This window comes from Micromonospora sp. IBSANI012, assembly GCF_052814045.1.
The window spans coordinates 250,417-264,004 of the sequence record NZ_CP199933.1; the positions used below are offsets into that span (position 1 = coordinate 250,417).

Annotated in this window: 14 protein-coding genes and 2 riboswitches; of the genes, 4 read left to right on the forward strand and 10 right to left on the reverse strand. The window is 74.6% G+C overall.

Annotated elements, in window-relative coordinates; all coding sequences use genetic code 11:
- Positions 1 to 109: 109 nt before the first annotated feature.
- Positions 110 to 307: riboswitch (cobalamin riboswitch) on the forward strand.
- A gap of 36 nt (positions 308 to 343) precedes the next feature.
- A complete protein-coding gene (gene bluB, locus ACTWM8_RS01275; RefSeq protein ID WP_446212175.1) occupies positions 344 to 970 on the forward strand; it encodes a 5,6-dimethylbenzimidazole synthase in 627 nt (208 codons plus the stop codon).
- 138 nt (positions 971 to 1,108) lie between these two features.
- On the opposite strand, the gene ACTWM8_RS01280 is transcribed toward bluB, so the two are convergent.
- The 3 genes from ACTWM8_RS01280 to ACTWM8_RS01290 are packed head-to-tail and all read right to left on the reverse strand — an operon-like array spanning position 1,109 to position 5,554.
- A complete protein-coding gene (locus ACTWM8_RS01280; RefSeq protein ID WP_446212176.1) occupies positions 1,109 to 2,182 on the reverse strand; it encodes a DNA glycosylase AlkZ-like family protein in 1,074 nt (357 codons plus the stop codon).
- 13 nt (positions 2,183 to 2,195) lie between these two features.
- Positions 2,196 to 3,191: a ribonucleotide-diphosphate reductase subunit beta gene (locus ACTWM8_RS01285; protein WP_446214436.1), complete on the reverse strand. Its 996-nt coding sequence runs from the start codon at positions 3,189 to 3,191 to the stop codon at positions 2,196 to 2,198.
- A 2-nt stretch (positions 3,192 to 3,193) separates the two neighbouring features.
- Positions 3,194 to 5,554: a ribonucleoside-diphosphate reductase subunit alpha gene (locus ACTWM8_RS01290; protein ID WP_446212177.1), complete on the reverse strand. Its 2,361-nt coding sequence runs from the start codon at positions 5,552 to 5,554 to the stop codon at positions 3,194 to 3,196.
- Positions 5,555 to 5,695: 141 nt separating this feature from the next.
- Positions 5,696 to 5,919: riboswitch (cobalamin riboswitch) on the reverse strand.
- Positions 5,920 to 6,064: 145 nt separating this feature from the next.
- Here ACTWM8_RS01290 and ACTWM8_RS01295 point away from each other — a divergent pair.
- The 3 genes from ACTWM8_RS01295 (at position 6,065) to ACTWM8_RS01305 (ending at position 8,611) form a co-directional block, all read left to right on the forward strand.
- Positions 6,065 to 6,580, forward strand: coding sequence for a SigE family RNA polymerase sigma factor (locus tag ACTWM8_RS01295; protein WP_357910601.1), 516 nt, complete (start codon positions 6,065 to 6,067; stop codon positions 6,578 to 6,580).
- A complete protein-coding gene (locus ACTWM8_RS01300; RefSeq protein ID WP_446212178.1) occupies positions 6,580 to 7,689 on the forward strand; it encodes a hypothetical protein in 1,110 nt (369 codons plus the stop codon). The genes ACTWM8_RS01295 and ACTWM8_RS01300 overlap by 1 nt, the downstream gene beginning before the upstream one ends.
- Before the next feature lie 82 nt (positions 7,690 to 7,771).
- Positions 7,772 to 8,611 (forward strand): Rieske 2Fe-2S domain-containing protein, encoded by an 840-nt coding sequence (locus ACTWM8_RS01305; RefSeq protein ID WP_446212179.1) that lies wholly within the window; start codon positions 7,772 to 7,774, stop codon positions 8,609 to 8,611.
- 182 nt (positions 8,612 to 8,793) lie between these two features.
- On the opposite strand, the gene ACTWM8_RS01310 is transcribed toward ACTWM8_RS01305, so the two are convergent.
- The 7 genes from ACTWM8_RS01310 to ACTWM8_RS01340 all read right to left on the reverse strand — a co-directional run bounded on the left by ACTWM8_RS01310 (position 8,794) and on the right by ACTWM8_RS01340 (position 13,570).
- Positions 8,794 to 10,011, reverse strand: coding sequence for a LysM peptidoglycan-binding domain-containing protein (locus tag ACTWM8_RS01310; RefSeq protein WP_446212180.1), 1,218 nt, complete (start codon positions 10,009 to 10,011; stop codon positions 8,794 to 8,796).
- 15 nt (positions 10,012 to 10,026) lie between these two features.
- Positions 10,027 to 10,458 carry a hypothetical protein gene (locus ACTWM8_RS01315; protein WP_446212181.1) on the reverse strand — a complete coding sequence of 144 codons (432 nt, stop codon included), beginning with the start codon at positions 10,456 to 10,458 and terminating at the stop codon, positions 10,027 to 10,029.
- On the reverse strand, positions 10,455 to 10,931 hold the full coding sequence (locus tag ACTWM8_RS01320) for a TadE/TadG family type IV pilus assembly protein (protein WP_446212182.1): 477 nt from the start codon (positions 10,929 to 10,931) through the stop codon (positions 10,455 to 10,457). Before ACTWM8_RS01320 ends, ACTWM8_RS01315 begins: the two co-directional genes overlap by 4 nt.
- Positions 10,928 to 11,347: a TadE/TadG family type IV pilus assembly protein gene (locus ACTWM8_RS01325; RefSeq protein ID WP_446212183.1), complete on the reverse strand. Its 420-nt coding sequence runs from the start codon at positions 11,345 to 11,347 to the stop codon at positions 10,928 to 10,930. The genes ACTWM8_RS01320 and ACTWM8_RS01325 overlap by 4 nt, the downstream gene beginning before the upstream one ends.
- 245 nt (positions 11,348 to 11,592) lie before the next feature.
- The gene (locus ACTWM8_RS01330; RefSeq protein ID WP_179802641.1) at positions 11,593 to 11,787 is read right to left on the reverse strand and encodes a hypothetical protein; all 195 of its coding nucleotides are present in this window, start codon (positions 11,785 to 11,787) and stop codon (positions 11,593 to 11,595) included.
- A gap of 26 nt (positions 11,788 to 11,813) precedes the next feature.
- Entirely contained in the window at positions 11,814 to 12,671 is an 858-nt protein-coding gene (locus ACTWM8_RS01335) for a type II secretion system F family protein (RefSeq protein ID WP_446214437.1), read from the reverse strand.
- Entirely contained in the window at positions 12,671 to 13,570 is a 900-nt protein-coding gene (locus ACTWM8_RS01340; RefSeq protein ID WP_446212184.1) for a type II secretion system F family protein, read from the reverse strand. Before ACTWM8_RS01340 ends, ACTWM8_RS01335 begins: the two co-directional genes overlap by 1 nt.
- Positions 13,571 to 13,588: the final 18 nt, after the last annotated feature.

Below are 13,588 nucleotides of genomic sequence, written 5' to 3' on the forward strand. Positions count from 1 at the left end.
GGTGGTGTGTCTCCCCGGCGGTCGGATCGACCCGGGAGCCCGTCACTGTAGGGCGCGGCAGTCCGGGTGCGCATGCCCGTTCCGGCCTGCCGGGCCGCTAGCATCGCCGACGGCAACGATCATGCGAGGTGCCCCGCCTGCGCGGGGAGAATCGGGAAGCCGGTGGAAATCCGGCACGGGCCCGCCGCGGTGACCGGGGAGCCACCGTCCACGCGCGAGAGCGCAGCCACTGGCCGTACGGCTGGGAAGGCGGGCGGCCAGGCGTCGATCCGGGAGTCCGAAGACCGGCCTCGCGTCGACCGCCCACCCGTCCGGGGTGGGCCTTGCGCAGCGGGAGCCTGCCGTGGACCTCTACACCGCCATCCACCGTCGCCGGGACGTCCGGGCCGAGTTCACCGGGGCGCCGGTGCCGGACGACACCCTGCACCGCGTCCTCGACGCCGCGCACGCCGCGCCCAGCGTCGGCTACTCGCAGCCGTGGGACTTCGTCCTGGTCCGGGACGCCGGGCTGCGCCGCCGCTTCCACGAGCACGTGCGGACGGAACGGGACACCTTCGCGGCCACCCTGTCCGATGAGGCGGCGACACGGTTCGCCCGTATCAAGATCGACGGTGTGTTGGAGTCGACCCTGTCGATCGTGGTGACCTACGACCCGTCGCGGGGCGGCCCGGCCGTGCTGGGCCGGCACGCCATCGCCGACGCCGGCCTCTACTCGGTCTGCCTGGCCATCCAGAACCTCTGGCTGGCCGCCACCGCCGAGGGCCTCGGCGTCGGCTGGGTCTCCTTCTACCGGGAGCCGTTCCTGGCCGACCTGCTGGGCATTCCCACGGGCATCCGGCCGGTGGCCTGGCTCTGCGTCGGGCCGGTGACGCACCTGGAACAGGTGCCCGACCTGGCTCGGCATGGCTGGCGGCAGAAGCGCCCGCTGGCCGACGCCCTGCACACCGACCGGTGGGCGGGCGGCCGCTGACCCTGGGCCACCCGCGAGGCTGCCCCCTCCCACGGGGCGGGCTGTCGCGCGCTACGAATCTGATGACGTCAACGACTCATGGGCGTGGGGTGCCCGTCCCGGACCGCCCGCCGGCACCCCGCAGCCTGCGCCGGCGGGCTACGGGGCGTGGGTGACCGTGGGCAGGCCGAGCCAGGAGGCCAGGGCCGCCAGCTCGGCGTCCACCGCCGCGGTGACGGCGGGGTCGAACGGGACGTCCTGGTGGATCGCGTGCACCCGCAGGGCCCCGGCCCGGTGGTCGGCCGTGGCGTCCACCTTGCCGACGAGTCGGTCGTGGTGCAGCACGGGCAGCGCGAAGTAGCCCCAGCGGCGCTTCGCCTTCGGCAGGTACATCTCCAGGAGGTACTCGAAGTCGAAGAGCTCCCGGGCCCGCTTCCGGTCGTGGACCAGCCGGTCGAACGGCGACAGCAGCGCGGTACGGCCGGCGAACGGCTGACCGAGGGCTGCCGGGTCCACCCGCCACGCGCCGGCGGTGCCCTCGACCTGCGCCGGTTCACCGGCCTCCCCGACGACCGACGCCCGGGCAATGCCGAGCGAACGCAGCCGTCTCTCGTCACGCATCCTTCGGGCCTCGTTGGCGGGGACGACCGATGTGCCGGCCGGGTAGACCCGCTCGGCCAGATCCCACCGGCGCTGCCGCCCGACCCGGTCGGCGATGGCGATCTCGCCGCGGGCTGCGAGGAGCTCCAGCATCTGCGTGACGTTGCGGTTGTTCGTCCAGCCCGTCGACGGCCACGGCACCACGCTGGTGTCCGGCACCTCGCGGGACAGCAGCGGACCGGAGGCGCGCAGCAGATCGAGCACGTCGCGGCGGAAGGAGTCGTTGGCCTTCAGCCAGGCGCGCCGCCGCGGATCCTCCGGACACGTGGCCATCTCGGCGAGGTGGAGCCCGAGGTCCGCCATCGGCCGCACCATCGCGAGGTGCTGGAACTGCTCGAACGCGGTGCGGTCACGCTCCACCGCCTGCCGCAGGTGTGCCGGCGCGTACCCGGCGCCGAGCCGGGTCCACGCCACCAGGTCGGCGCTGGGCGCCACCGCCGCCGTCGGGTCCAACTGCAGGAACGTCAACCGGTCCAGGACCGTCAAGAGGTCCGTCGGCCGGTGCGCGTCGAGCAGCTGGGCCCGGACGGCGATGCGCCGGGCCTCACGACGATCGATTCGATGAAGCCGCATCAGGCGAGGCTACTCAGAAGTCGTCGTCCAGGCTGACCTCACCGCCGACCGCCACCTGGTACGCGGACACCCGCCGCTCGAAGAAGTTGGTCAGCTCCTGCACGTCCTGCAACTCCATGAACGGGAACGGGTTCGTCGACCCGTACGCGGGCGGCAGGCCGAGCCGGGCGAGCCGGGCGTCCGCCACGTACTCCAGGTAGCGGCGCATGTCGGCGGTGTTCATGCCCGGCAGGCCGTCCCCGCAGAGGTCCCGGCCGAAGGCCAGCTCGGCCGTCACCGCCTCGTCCAGCATGGTCCGCACCTCATCCGCCATCGCCTCGTCGAACAGCGACGGCTCCTCGGCGCGGACGGTGTCGACCACCGAGAAGGCGAACTCCATGTGCATCGACTCGTCGCGGAACACCCAGTTGGTGCCGGTGGCCAGCCCCGAGAGCAGCCCACGCGAGCGCAGCCAGTAGACGTAGGCGAAGGCGCCGTAGAAGAACAGCCCCTCCACGCAGGCCGCGAAGCAGATCAGGTTGAGCAGGAACGCCCGCCGCTCCGCCCGGCTCTCCAGCCGCTGCAGGCCGCCGATCGAGTCGATCCAGCGGAAGCAGAACTCCGCCTTGTCCCGGATCGACGGGATGTGCTCGACCGCCGCGAACGCCTTCGCCCGCTCGTCGTGGTCGGGCAGGTAGGTGTCGAGCAGGGTCAGGTAGAACTGGACGTGCACCGCCTCCTCGTAGAGCTGGCGGGAGAGGTAGAGGCGGGCCTCGGGCGCGTTGACATGCTGGTAGAGGTTGAGCACCAGGTTGTTCGCCACGATCGAGTCGCCGGTGGCAAAGAACGCCACCAGGCGGTGGACCAGGTGCCGCTCGCCGGCGGAGAGCGTGGCCAGGTCGGGTACGTCGGAGGCCAGGTCCACCTCCTCCACCGTCCAGGTGTTGCGGATGGCGGCCCGGAACCGCTCGTAGAAGTCCGGGTAGCGCATCGGTCGCAGGGTCAGGTCCATGCCGGGGTCGAGCAGCATCGTCACTGGCAGGCCTCGCAGATCTCGGGGTTCTCCAGCGAGCAGGCGACCGCGTCGCTCTCGCCGACGGACAGGGTGAGCAGGGCCGGTGCCGCCGGTCGCGGCGAGGGCACGGGTGCGGCGGCCGGCGCGGCGGCGACCGTGGTCTGCGCGATCCGGGTCGCCGGGCGGGACCGCAGGTAGTAGGTGGTCTTCAGCCCGGCCCGCCAGGCGTAGGCGTACATGGAGGAGAGCCGGCCGATGGTCGGGCTGGCCTGGAACAGGTTGAGCGACTGCGACTGGTCCACGTACGGGGCGCGGGCGGCGGCCAGGTCGATCAGCGCCTTCTGCGGCAGCTCCCAGGCGGTGCGGTGCAGCGCCTTCAGCTCCGCCGGCAGGTCCAGCTCCTGCACCGAGCCGTCGGCCCGCTTGATCGCGTCCCGGGTCTGCGGGGTCCACCGGCCCAGCCGCTTCAGGTCGGCGACCAGATGCCGGTTGACCTGGAGGAACTCCCCGGAGAGGGTCTCCCGCTTGAAGACGTTGGAGACCAGCGGCTCGACGCACTCGGCGCAGCCGGCGATCGAGGCGATGGTGGCCGTCGGCGCGATCGCCACCAGCAGCGAGTTGCGCAGCCCGTGCCGGGCCACCTTCTCCCGCAGCGCCGCCCACGCCTCCGGTCGGGTCGGTCGGGCGTCCGGCCAGTGGTCCGGGTGCAGCACCCCGCCGGCCGCCCGGGTCAGCGGGTACGCCGGGTGCGCGCCGCGCTCCGCCGCCAGGTCGGCGGAGGCGTCGTACGCGGCCAGGGCGACCTCCTCGGCGATCCGGGTGGACAGCGCCAGCGCCGCCGGCGAGTCGAACGGCAGCCGCAGCGCGGCGAAGACGTCGGCCAGCCCCATCACGCCCAGCCCCAGCGGCCGCCACCGCCGGTGCGCGGTGGCCGCCTGCTCGGTGGGGAACCAGTTCCGGTCGATCGCCCGGTCCAGCGCCCCCACCGCCAGCCGGACCGTCGCGGCGAGCCCGGCGAAGTCCATGCCACCGTCGACCAGGTGGGCGGCCAGGTTGACCGAGCCGAGCGTGCAGACGGCCGTCTCGGCGTCGCTGGTCACCTCCAGGATCTCGGTGCACAGGTTGGAGTGGTGCACCACGCCGCCGCCCGCGCCGACCTGGTTGCAGGTGCGGTTCGCCGCGTCCTTGAACGTCATCCAGCCGTTGCCGGTCTGCGCCAGGGTGCGCATCATCCGGCCGTACAGGGTGCGGGCCGGCAGCGTCCGCACCGCCTTGCCGGCGGCCTCCGCCGCCCGGTACGCGGTGTCGAACTCCGCGCCCCACAGGTCGACCAGCTCCGGCACCTCCTTCGGGTCGAACAGCGACCAGTCGGCGTCCGCCTCGACCCGGCGCATGAACTCGTCCGGCACCCAGTTGGCCAGGTTCAGGTTGTGCGTACGCCGGGCCTCGTCGCCGGTGTTGTCCTTCAGCTCCAGGAACTCTTCGATGTCGGCGTGCCAGGTGTCCAGGTAGACGCAGGCCGCGCCCTTGCGCCGGCCGCCCTGGTTGACCGCCGCCACGCTGGCGTCGAGGGTGCGCAGCCAGGGCACGATGCCGTTGGAGCGGCCGTTGGTGCCCCGGATCAGCGACCCCCGCGAGCGCACCCGGGACCACGAGATGCCGATCCCACCGGCGAACTTGGACAGCTTCGCCACCTGCGTGTAGCGCTCGTAGATCGAGTCCAGCTCGTCACGGGGCGAGTCGACCAGGAAACAGGAGGAGAGCTGCTGGTGCCGGGCGCCGGCGTTGAACAGCGTCGGCGAGCTGGGCAGGTAGGCCAGCCGGGACATCAGCCGGTACAGCTCGCCGGCCTGCTCCACGGTGTCGGACAGGCCGGTGGCCACCCGCAGCCAGAAGTGCTGCGGCCGTTCCAGCACCGCCCGGCTGCGCGGGTGGCGCAGCAGGTAGCGGTCGTGCAGGGTGCGCAGTCCGAAGTACTCGAAGGCGTCGTCGCCGGCGTGGTCGACCAGGGCGTCGAGGGCGTCGGCGTGCGTCGCGACGAAGCCGGCGAAGCCCGGGTCCAGCAGGCCTTCGGCGTACGCGGCGGCGACGCTGTCGCTGAAGCTGCCGATGCCCTGGCCGGTGGTCTCGTCGGCGATCCGCCCGGCGAGCAGGCGGGCGGCCAGCCGGGCGTACCCGGGCTCCTCGGCGGTGAGCCCGGCCGCCGCGGCGATGGCCAGCCGGGTCAGCTCGTCGGTGTCCGCGCCGGCGGTGCGCCCCGACTCGACCAGGGCGAGGATCCGCTCCGGGTCGGTGTCGGGCAGGTCGTGGTGGTGTCGGTGCAGCAGGTCCCGCAGTGCCCCGACCGGGGGTGGGGCGATGGTGGATGACGCCGTCACGTGCTCTCCTGGGTGGTCGGTGTGGACCGCGGGAGGGCACGACGGCACGCCGGATTGCCACCGGTCGGTGTGCCGGCGGTGCTCCGTACGGCTCGACGACCCTCCCACGAGGCCCCGAGGTGGTCCGCGCGCCCGGTGGGCACGCCCTGCTGGCAGGTCTTCGGACTCGCGGGCAGACGCGTCCGGCGCGTTCGCCTACTGGCCGTCGCTTCCCGGGCCCCGTCGGGCCCAGTGCTCGTGACGGCGGTCGTTCCCGCTCACCGCTGCGGGGCAGTCCCGGATTCGCACCGGGTTCCCTGTTCGGCGCGACGCCTGGCGGACGTCGACGCCTGGCGGACCCTTGGGGGGTCGCACCAGCAGTGAAAGTGATCCTAGATGTAGTGGGTCGCAAAAAGCCAACACACCATATGCTGTGGGCGTGTCGCGTCGTTGAGAAAATCCGCGCCGCGTACAACCTGGACGGCGGCCGACCCCGTCAGCGGGGTGAACGTTCACGGACGGGATGGGTGGATGCGGGCGGACCTGGAACAGGAGTACGTCGAGTACGTCACGTCACGGCTGCCGGCGCTACGCCGGATCGCCTGCCACCTGACCGGGGACGCGCACCGTGGCGACGATCTGGTCCAGACCGCCGTCACCCGGCTCTACGTCGGCTGGCGGCGGGCCCGGGAGGCGGACAACGTCGACGCGTACGTGCGTACCGTGCTGGTCCGGGTCTTCCTCGACGAGAAGCGCCGGCTCTGGTCCCGGGTCCGCCTGGTCGACACGCCACCCGAGCCGGCACCCGCCCCGACCGGCGACGCGGTGGAGGACCGGGAGCTGCTGCACGCCGCGCTCGCCCAGGTGCCGCCCCGGCAGCGGGCCGTGCTGGTGCTGCGCTTCCTGCACGACCGGCCGGTGGACGAGGTGGCCGCCACCCTCGGCTGCACCGCCGGCACGGTCAAGAGCCAGACCTCGCACGGCCTGGCCAGCCTGCGCCGGCTGCTCGGCACGGACGCCTACGCGATCACCGGAGAGGGGATGTGATGGAGGAGAAGCTGCTGGCGCCGCTGCGGGACGTACCGCTCCCGCCGTCCGCCGTGGACCTGCACCGGGCCGTACGCGACGGGCGTCGGCAGGTGCGGCGGCGACGGATCGCCGCGACGGCCACCGCCGGGCTCGCGGTGGTCGCGGTCCTGGCCGCCGCCCCGGTGCTGGTCGGCCGGGCGGACCGGCCGACGCCGGTCACCCCCGCGATCACGCCCTCCCCGACGGCGACCGCCGCGCCCATGCCGGCGGCCGCCCCGGCCGCCTTCGACCCCGCCCGGCAGTACGCCGAGTTCGGTTGGGTGCCCCCCGTCATGACCGACCGGACCGTCCGGACCGGAACCGACCAGCTCGCGTTGACCGCCTCGGCGCCGCAGACGTCACAGCTGCCCGTCAAGGACGCGCCCGCCGCCGAACTGCGGCTCGTTTCCGCCGGCAGGGACATCACGCTCGGCATCGACCGGGACTTCGCCGTGGCCGCCGGCCGGGCGGGCTCCGCCGGCCTGGAGCCGGCCGAACCGGTCAACGGCCGGACCGCCCGCTGGAACGCGAACGCCACCGTCGAGCCCCGGTCCGCTGCGCTGCGCTGGGAGTACGCCCCGGGCGCCTGGGCCGAGGTGATCGTGCGGCACACCCCCGTAAGCGCCGGCGACCCGCGCGCCGTCGCCCGGCGGATCGCCCTCGACATCCGCTACGCCGTGGATTGGCCGATCCGGCTGCCGGTGCGCTTCGCCACGCCCCCGGCCGGCCTGAAGCCGATGGCGTACCTGGTGACCAGGAGGGCGCACGGCGGCTGGGACGTCGAACTGTCCTACGGCGCCGGCAAGCGGACGAAGTACGGGGACTGGCCGCTGGTCGTGCTGGTGCTGCCCCTCACGTTCCCGACCGGCGACGGGGTGATCGCCCCGCCCGACTCCCGGATCGACGGCCACCCCGCCCGCCGGCGCTCGTCGGTCGACGGCGGCGCCAGCCTCCAGGTCTACTGGGTCCAGGGTCTCTACCTTGAGATGACCGCGCACGACAAGGCCACCCTGCGCAAGCTCGGCGGCAACCTGGACGGGCTGTTCCGCAGCGCCACCCTCCACCCGGAGGTCGACGACTGGCGCTGACGTCGACCGGGCGGCGGAATTCGTCCCCGCCGCCCGGTTTGCGACCGCATCTGCCGGGAAGTCGGGGAACGTGCGAGCGCTGATGAACAAGATCGAGCAGAACGCCGCGCTGGACCCGGTCGGCGACCGGCTCCAGCGGGCCGTCCAGTCGACCCTGCGCGGGCAGCGGGTCCGTGACCTGCTGCATGGCGTCTGGCTGGGCCATCCGCTGCACCCGGCGATGGTGCAGGTGCCGGTGGGCGCCTGGATCAGCGCCGCCGTGCTGGACCTGCTGCCCGGCCAGCGCAAGGCCGCGACCACCCTGATCGGGCTCGGTACGGTGAGCGCCCTCCCGGCCGCCGTCGCCGGGCTGAACGACTGGGCCGCCCTGGCCCGGGACCAGCGCCGGGTCGGGCTGGTGCACGCCGCCTCCAACTCCGTCGCGCTGGTGTTCTACGCCGGCTCGCTCGCCGCCCGGATGCGCGGCCGGCACGGCATGGGGCGGGCACTGGCGTACCTGGGACTGAGCGCGGCCAGCGCCGGGGCGTACATCGGCGGGCACCTGGCGTACAAGCAGGGCGCCCAGGTCAGCCAGAGCATCTCCGAGCTGCACCGGATGACCGACGAGTGGAAGGCCATCGCCGACCTGTCGACCCTGCCGCAGCGCGAGCTGATCACCCGCGAGGTGGACGACGTCTCGGTGATCCTCTACCGGCACGGCGACGACGTCACCGTGATGCTGGAACGCTGCCCGCACCAGAGCGGCCCGCTCGGCGAGGGCGAGGTGCAGGAGATCGACGGCCACACCTGCGTGGTCTGCCCCTGGCACGGCTCCGCGTTCCGGCTCAACGGCGGCGAGGTCGTGCACGGCCCGGCCGCCAACGACCAGCAGCTCCTGCCGACGCGGGTGGTCGACGGAATCCTCCAGACCAAGCTGCCCTGACCTCCCACCGGCCACCTGGCCGGACCGCGGTGGCCCGGGCCAGGCGGCCTGTCGGCCCACCGATTGCGGGCACGGCAGGGCCTCGCCGTGGGCCGGGCCAGGGACCTGCCGGTTCCGGTCGCGAGCGCCGCTGATCACGCCGGCCCGCTGTTCGTGGGCGCGGCCGGATGCGCGTACCCGGCTCAGTCGCGGCGGTGGCGAGCGCGGGCGGCCGCGACGGCCCGGGCCGGACGGCGGCGCAGCCCGAGCACCGCGCCGATCTGCGCGCCGACGATGCTGGCCACGGCGAGCACCGCGGAGACCGCCAGCGGCCGGTTCATCCCGTCGTCGTCGGTGGCCCGCGACGCCCCGGCCGCCATCGCCGGGGGCGCCCCCGCCGGCCGCTCCACCTGCGGCGGCATCGTCCGCGGCGCCGGCTGTCCCGGCGTCGCGCCGGTCCCGCCCGGTCCGACCTGACCGCCCGGAGTACCCGGTCCGACCTGACCGCCCGGAGTACCCGGTCCGACCTGACCGCCCGGAGTACCCGGTCCCGCCTGCTCGTCGGGGACCGGCGACCCGATGCCGCCGGGGGACCCCTTCGGCGAGCCCGGGGACGCGGCCGGCGGATGCGGCGACGGCTTGCGCGGCGTCGACGGTTCGGCCACCAGCCGGCCGGTCGCGTGCGTGCGTGCGCCGCCGTCCTCCGCCTGCGCCGGCAGCTTGATCAGCTGGCCCGGCCGGATCCGGTCGGCGTCGGGCAGCCGGTTGAGGCGGGCCAGCTCCTGGTAGCGGTCGAAGTCGTCCAGGTAGCGTTCCGCCACCTCGCCCAGGTAGTCGCCCTTGGCGACCCGGTAGACCGGCGGGGCCGGCTGCGGCCGGGCAGCCTCGGCGGCGGCGCCCTCCGGGACCGCCCCCGTCGACCCGACGGGCGGCGCCGCGAGGACCATGGTCGTGCCCGCCGCCGGCAGCGCCGCGCCCGTCGCCGGGTGCCCGGTGCTGGCCGTCGCCGGGTACGTCATGGCCGCCGCCGCGCTGGCCGCCGGGCTCGCCGCGATGATCAGCGCGACCGAACCGACCAGGGCCGCCGCGGCCCGTTGCTGCCGGCTCATTCCGGGCAGCCGGGGCGCCGGTCGCCGCGTCGCCTGCGCCGCCAGCTCCACCAGCACGGAGAAGGCGAACGTCGCCCAGCCGAACCAGCCGACCACGGCCAGCGCGCGCAGGAACAACCGACCGTCGTCCCGGCTGGTCAGCGCCGTGCCGACCTCGGACAGGGTGGGTAGCTGGTCGGGCAGTGGATTGCCGGCGAAGGCGAGCAGCGCCACCGGCGCGCCCACCAGCAGCGCGACCAGGACGACCAGCGACCCGAACCCGGTGAGCATCTGGCCGGTCCGCCGAACGGCGGAGCCACGCGGTGCGGTCATGGCGGCCTTCCCTTCCTACGGTGCCCCGGTGAGCGCCCGCGCGGTGGCCTCACCCGAGACGGTGACGGTGTCGTCCATGCCGAAGAGGCCGAGCATGTGCCGGCGGTAGGTGACGGTGACGCGTACCCGGATCTGCTTCTCGCCGTCGACCACGGGGAAGCTCACCGAGTGCCCGGTCGCGCCCGCCGCCGAGAGGTAGTCGCGGACGGCCGCCCGCGCGTCGCCCTCGTCGATCTCCTTCGGGCCGCCCTCGATCGCGCGGGCCCGGTCGACGGCCTGGCCGCCGCTGCGGGCCGCCTCGGCGGCGAGGTCGTCGGCGCGTTGCAGCGAGCGGAGCTGACCGGCGCCGTCGTAGGCGACGCCGATGACCGCGAGCACGCCGGTCATCGTGACGGCCAGGAACAGGCTGACCCGTCCCTCGTCGCGGCCGGCCCGACGGGGGGTCATCCCCGGCTCCGGTAGCGGTCCAGCGGGGAGGTGAAGGTCGCCGAGGCGGTGGTCCGCAGCGGTATCCCGGGCAGCGCCGGCAGCCGCAGGTCGCGGTGGGACACCACGCAGGTCACCGAGACGGTCACGCTCGCCGGCTGCCCGGCCGGGCTGCGGTACGCCGCGTCGAAGCTGGTCGACCGGCCACGTACCGAGCCGCTGAAGGTCATCCGGGGCGCGCCGGCGCAGTTCAGGCGTCGCCAGTCGAGCTGGCGGCGAGCGGCGTCGCGGGCCGCGTCGCGGGCGGTGCCGGCGTCCCGGGAGATCGAGGCGGCCCGGGCGGCGTCGTGCGCGGCCGCCTCCACCGCCTCGTCGGCGATCGCGGTACGCCCGGTCACCCCGGCCAGCACGATCAGCGCGATGAAAGCCGGGGCGAGCACGGCCACCTCGATGGAGACCGAGCCCCGGGCGCGGCCGTCCGCGACGGCGCTCACGGGTTCGTCCAGCGCTCGACGGTGCCGTGCGCGGTCTGCCGGACCCGGAAGCTGACGCCCGGGATGACCGACAGGGACCGGCCGGTGACGGTGCAGGTGACCTCGGTGGCCCCGGTGACGCAGGTCGGCCCCGGGCTGTCCCAGCCGACGAGCCAGTCACCGGCCGCGCCGAGGAACCGGGTGGCCCGCGCCTCGCCCGCCCCGGCCGGCGCCTGGAGCACCCGCTGCGCGTTCACCCCGCTCTGCGCGGCGTTCAGCGCGGTGGACCGGGCGACGAACCACGCGGCCACCTGGACCGAGGCGAAGAGCAGCACCAGCACTGCCGGCATGACGACGGCCAGCTCGACCGGGTTCGCGCCCCGGTCCGTACCCCCGACGGCGAGCCGTCGCCGCGCGGCCCGCACCACGCCACGCACGGCGACCGGTACGGCCCGACCGGCCCCGCCGTTCCGGGCGGCCCGCTCGGGCCGGGTTGCCTGGTCCGGCTGTGCGGCGCGGCCGGACCCAGTCGGGTGGCCGGACCGGGCGGTGTCGTCGGCCGGGACCGCGCGCGCGGCCCGGGTCGTCGGCCCGGGGTGAGGACGGCCGGACACGCCCCGGGGCCGGCCGGTCGGGGCCGCCCGGCCGCTCCGGGGTGCGTCCGGCCAGCTCGTCGGAGGGGTCACGGCGCGGTGGGGACGCTGTCCATCCAGTCGGTGGCCCGCGTCATCACCAGACCGGTGACCGCGATCGCCGCCGCGACCAGCCCGAAGATGATCACCGCGGTCGGCACCGGGCTGTCACCCCGGTCCCCCTCGCGGCGCAGCTCCGCCAACCGTGCGGCCAGCGTGACGTGCAGGTAGGCGATCAGTTGCATGGCGTGCTCCTTGTCGGGGTGGGGACCTACAGGCGGGCCACGAACGGGTAGAGCATGAAACCGAGCAGGACGAAGACCAGCAGCGAACCGGGGATGTCCAGCCGGCTGGTCACCCCCTCGGCGCGGGCCAGGTTGTCGGTGCGGATCTGGTCCCGCAGCGAGTCGGCACGACTGCGCAGGGTCTCGTGGACCTGCGCGCCCTCGCTGCCGGAGGAGCGCATGATCGCCCCGACGTCGCCCAGCTCCGGGATGCCGATCCGCTCGGCCAGTTCCTGGAGCTCGTCCCAGGGCGAGTGCATCTGCATCTGCGCGATCCGCAGCGACTCGCGGATCCGGTCGAAGACCCAGCCGTCGCACACCGCCGCCGCCCGTTCCAGCGACTGCACCGGGCCGTGCGCCGCCGACAGTTGCAGCGCCACCAGGTCGAGGTAGGTGCAGACGGCCGCGCGGAACTCGTCGCGCGCCGCGTCCGCCCGCGCCAGCACCGCGCGGTGGGCGAGCAGCCCGCAGACCAGCGCCATCCCGATGCTGCCCAGCACCGGTACGACCACCGGCAGGCGTACCCCGCCGAGGAAGAGCACCGCCCCCAGCACGGTCGGGGTGGCCAGCCCGATCAGCGCGGAGACCAGCACCGACAGGGCGTACTGCTCAGGGGTCTTGTCGATCAGCGCGAGCTGCCGGTGCGGCGGGCTGAGCCAGCGGGAGAACCCGCCCAACCAGTCCAGGCCCCGGCTCGGGGCGACCGTGCCCGGTGGCTGGTGCAGCCGGCGCAGCGCGGGGCCGAGCGCCGGGGCGGCTGGCAACGCCTCCCGGACCGCCAGGAACAGGCCCAGCCCCACCGTCGCCCCGCCGAGCACGGCGATCGCGAGCTGCCAGTTGACGATCACGCGATCGCCTCCTCCGGGTCGGGGGCGGGGAGGAAGCGGGCCGGCGGCGGGGGCTGGCTCATCGACCGCACCCAGACCAGCAGCCCGACGAAGGTCGCGCTGAGCACCGCCATCACCAGCTGCCCGAACACCGTGCCGTACGGGCGGACGTACTCGGTGTTCAGCAGCCCGTACGCCAGCACGGCCAAGGTCATCCCGGTGAGGAAGCGGACCGCGAACCGGGGCTGGGTGCGCTTGGCCTCCACCTCGCGGCGGGTGCCCACCTCGGCGGCGGCGGCCGAGGCGATCGACCCGAGCACGTCACCGAGGCGTTCGCCCCGGTCGGTCAGGTGCAGGATCAGCGCGGCCACCACCTGGTCGCAGACCGGGTCGCCGATCTCGTCGGCGAAGGCGAGCAGCGCGGTACGGGCCGTCCAGCCGGCCTGGAGGCGGGCGGCGAGCAGCCGTACCTCCTCCTGGATCTCCTCGGGGACGGTGGCGATGGTGCCGATGATCGCCTGCTGGAGGCCCTGCCCGGTGGCGGAGACGTCCTTCAGCCGGCGGGTCCACTCGCCGACCGCCTCGATCCGGGCGATCGCCCGTTCCTCTGCCCGGCCCACCGAGAACAGCCAGGGCACCCCCGGCACGGCCACCGTCACGATCAGCCCCACCACCGGCAGCCCGGTGAGCAGGAAGGCCAGCGCGCCCGCCGCCACCGCCACGGCCAGCCGGACCTGGTGCGTCCGCTGCGCGCGGCGGCCCGCGCCCGAGCCCAGCCAGAGCCGGCGCAGCCCGCGCCGGGCCCCCGGCGCCGAACGGGCGGGCGCGCGGGTGCCGACCAGCGCGACCACGGCCAGCACCAGGCCGGCGACGCAGGCCGCCCCGGAGACGACGGCGATCAGCTCGATGTTGGTCACCGGACCGGCTCCGTTCGC

Excerpts from the sequence above, each read along its gene's own strand:
- ACTWM8_RS01280 (WP_446212176.1), bottom strand. The coding sequence starts at position 2,182 with ATGCGGCTTCATCGAATCGATCGTCGTGAGGCCCGGCGCATCGCCGTC.
- ACTWM8_RS01285 (WP_446214436.1), bottom strand. The coding sequence starts at position 3,191 with ATGCTGCTCGACCCCGGCATGGACCTGACCCTGCGACCGATGCGCTAC.
- ACTWM8_RS01295 (WP_357910601.1), top strand. The coding sequence starts at position 6,065 with ATGCGGGCGGACCTGGAACAGGAGTACGTCGAGTACGTCACGTCACGG.
- ACTWM8_RS01300 (WP_446212178.1), top strand. The coding sequence starts at position 6,580 with ATGGAGGAGAAGCTGCTGGCGCCGCTGCGGGACGTACCGCTCCCGCCG.
- ACTWM8_RS01305 (WP_446212179.1), top strand. The coding sequence starts at position 7,772 with ATGAACAAGATCGAGCAGAACGCCGCGCTGGACCCGGTCGGCGACCGG.
- ACTWM8_RS01310 (WP_446212180.1), bottom strand. The coding sequence starts at position 10,011 with ATGACCGCACCGCGTGGCTCCGCCGTTCGGCGGACCGGCCAGATGCTC.
- ACTWM8_RS01315 (WP_446212181.1), bottom strand. The coding sequence starts at position 10,458 with ATGACCCCCCGTCGGGCCGGCCGCGACGAGGGACGGGTCAGCCTGTTC.
- ACTWM8_RS01330 (WP_179802641.1), bottom strand. The coding sequence starts at position 11,787 with ATGCAACTGATCGCCTACCTGCACGTCACGCTGGCCGCACGGTTGGCG.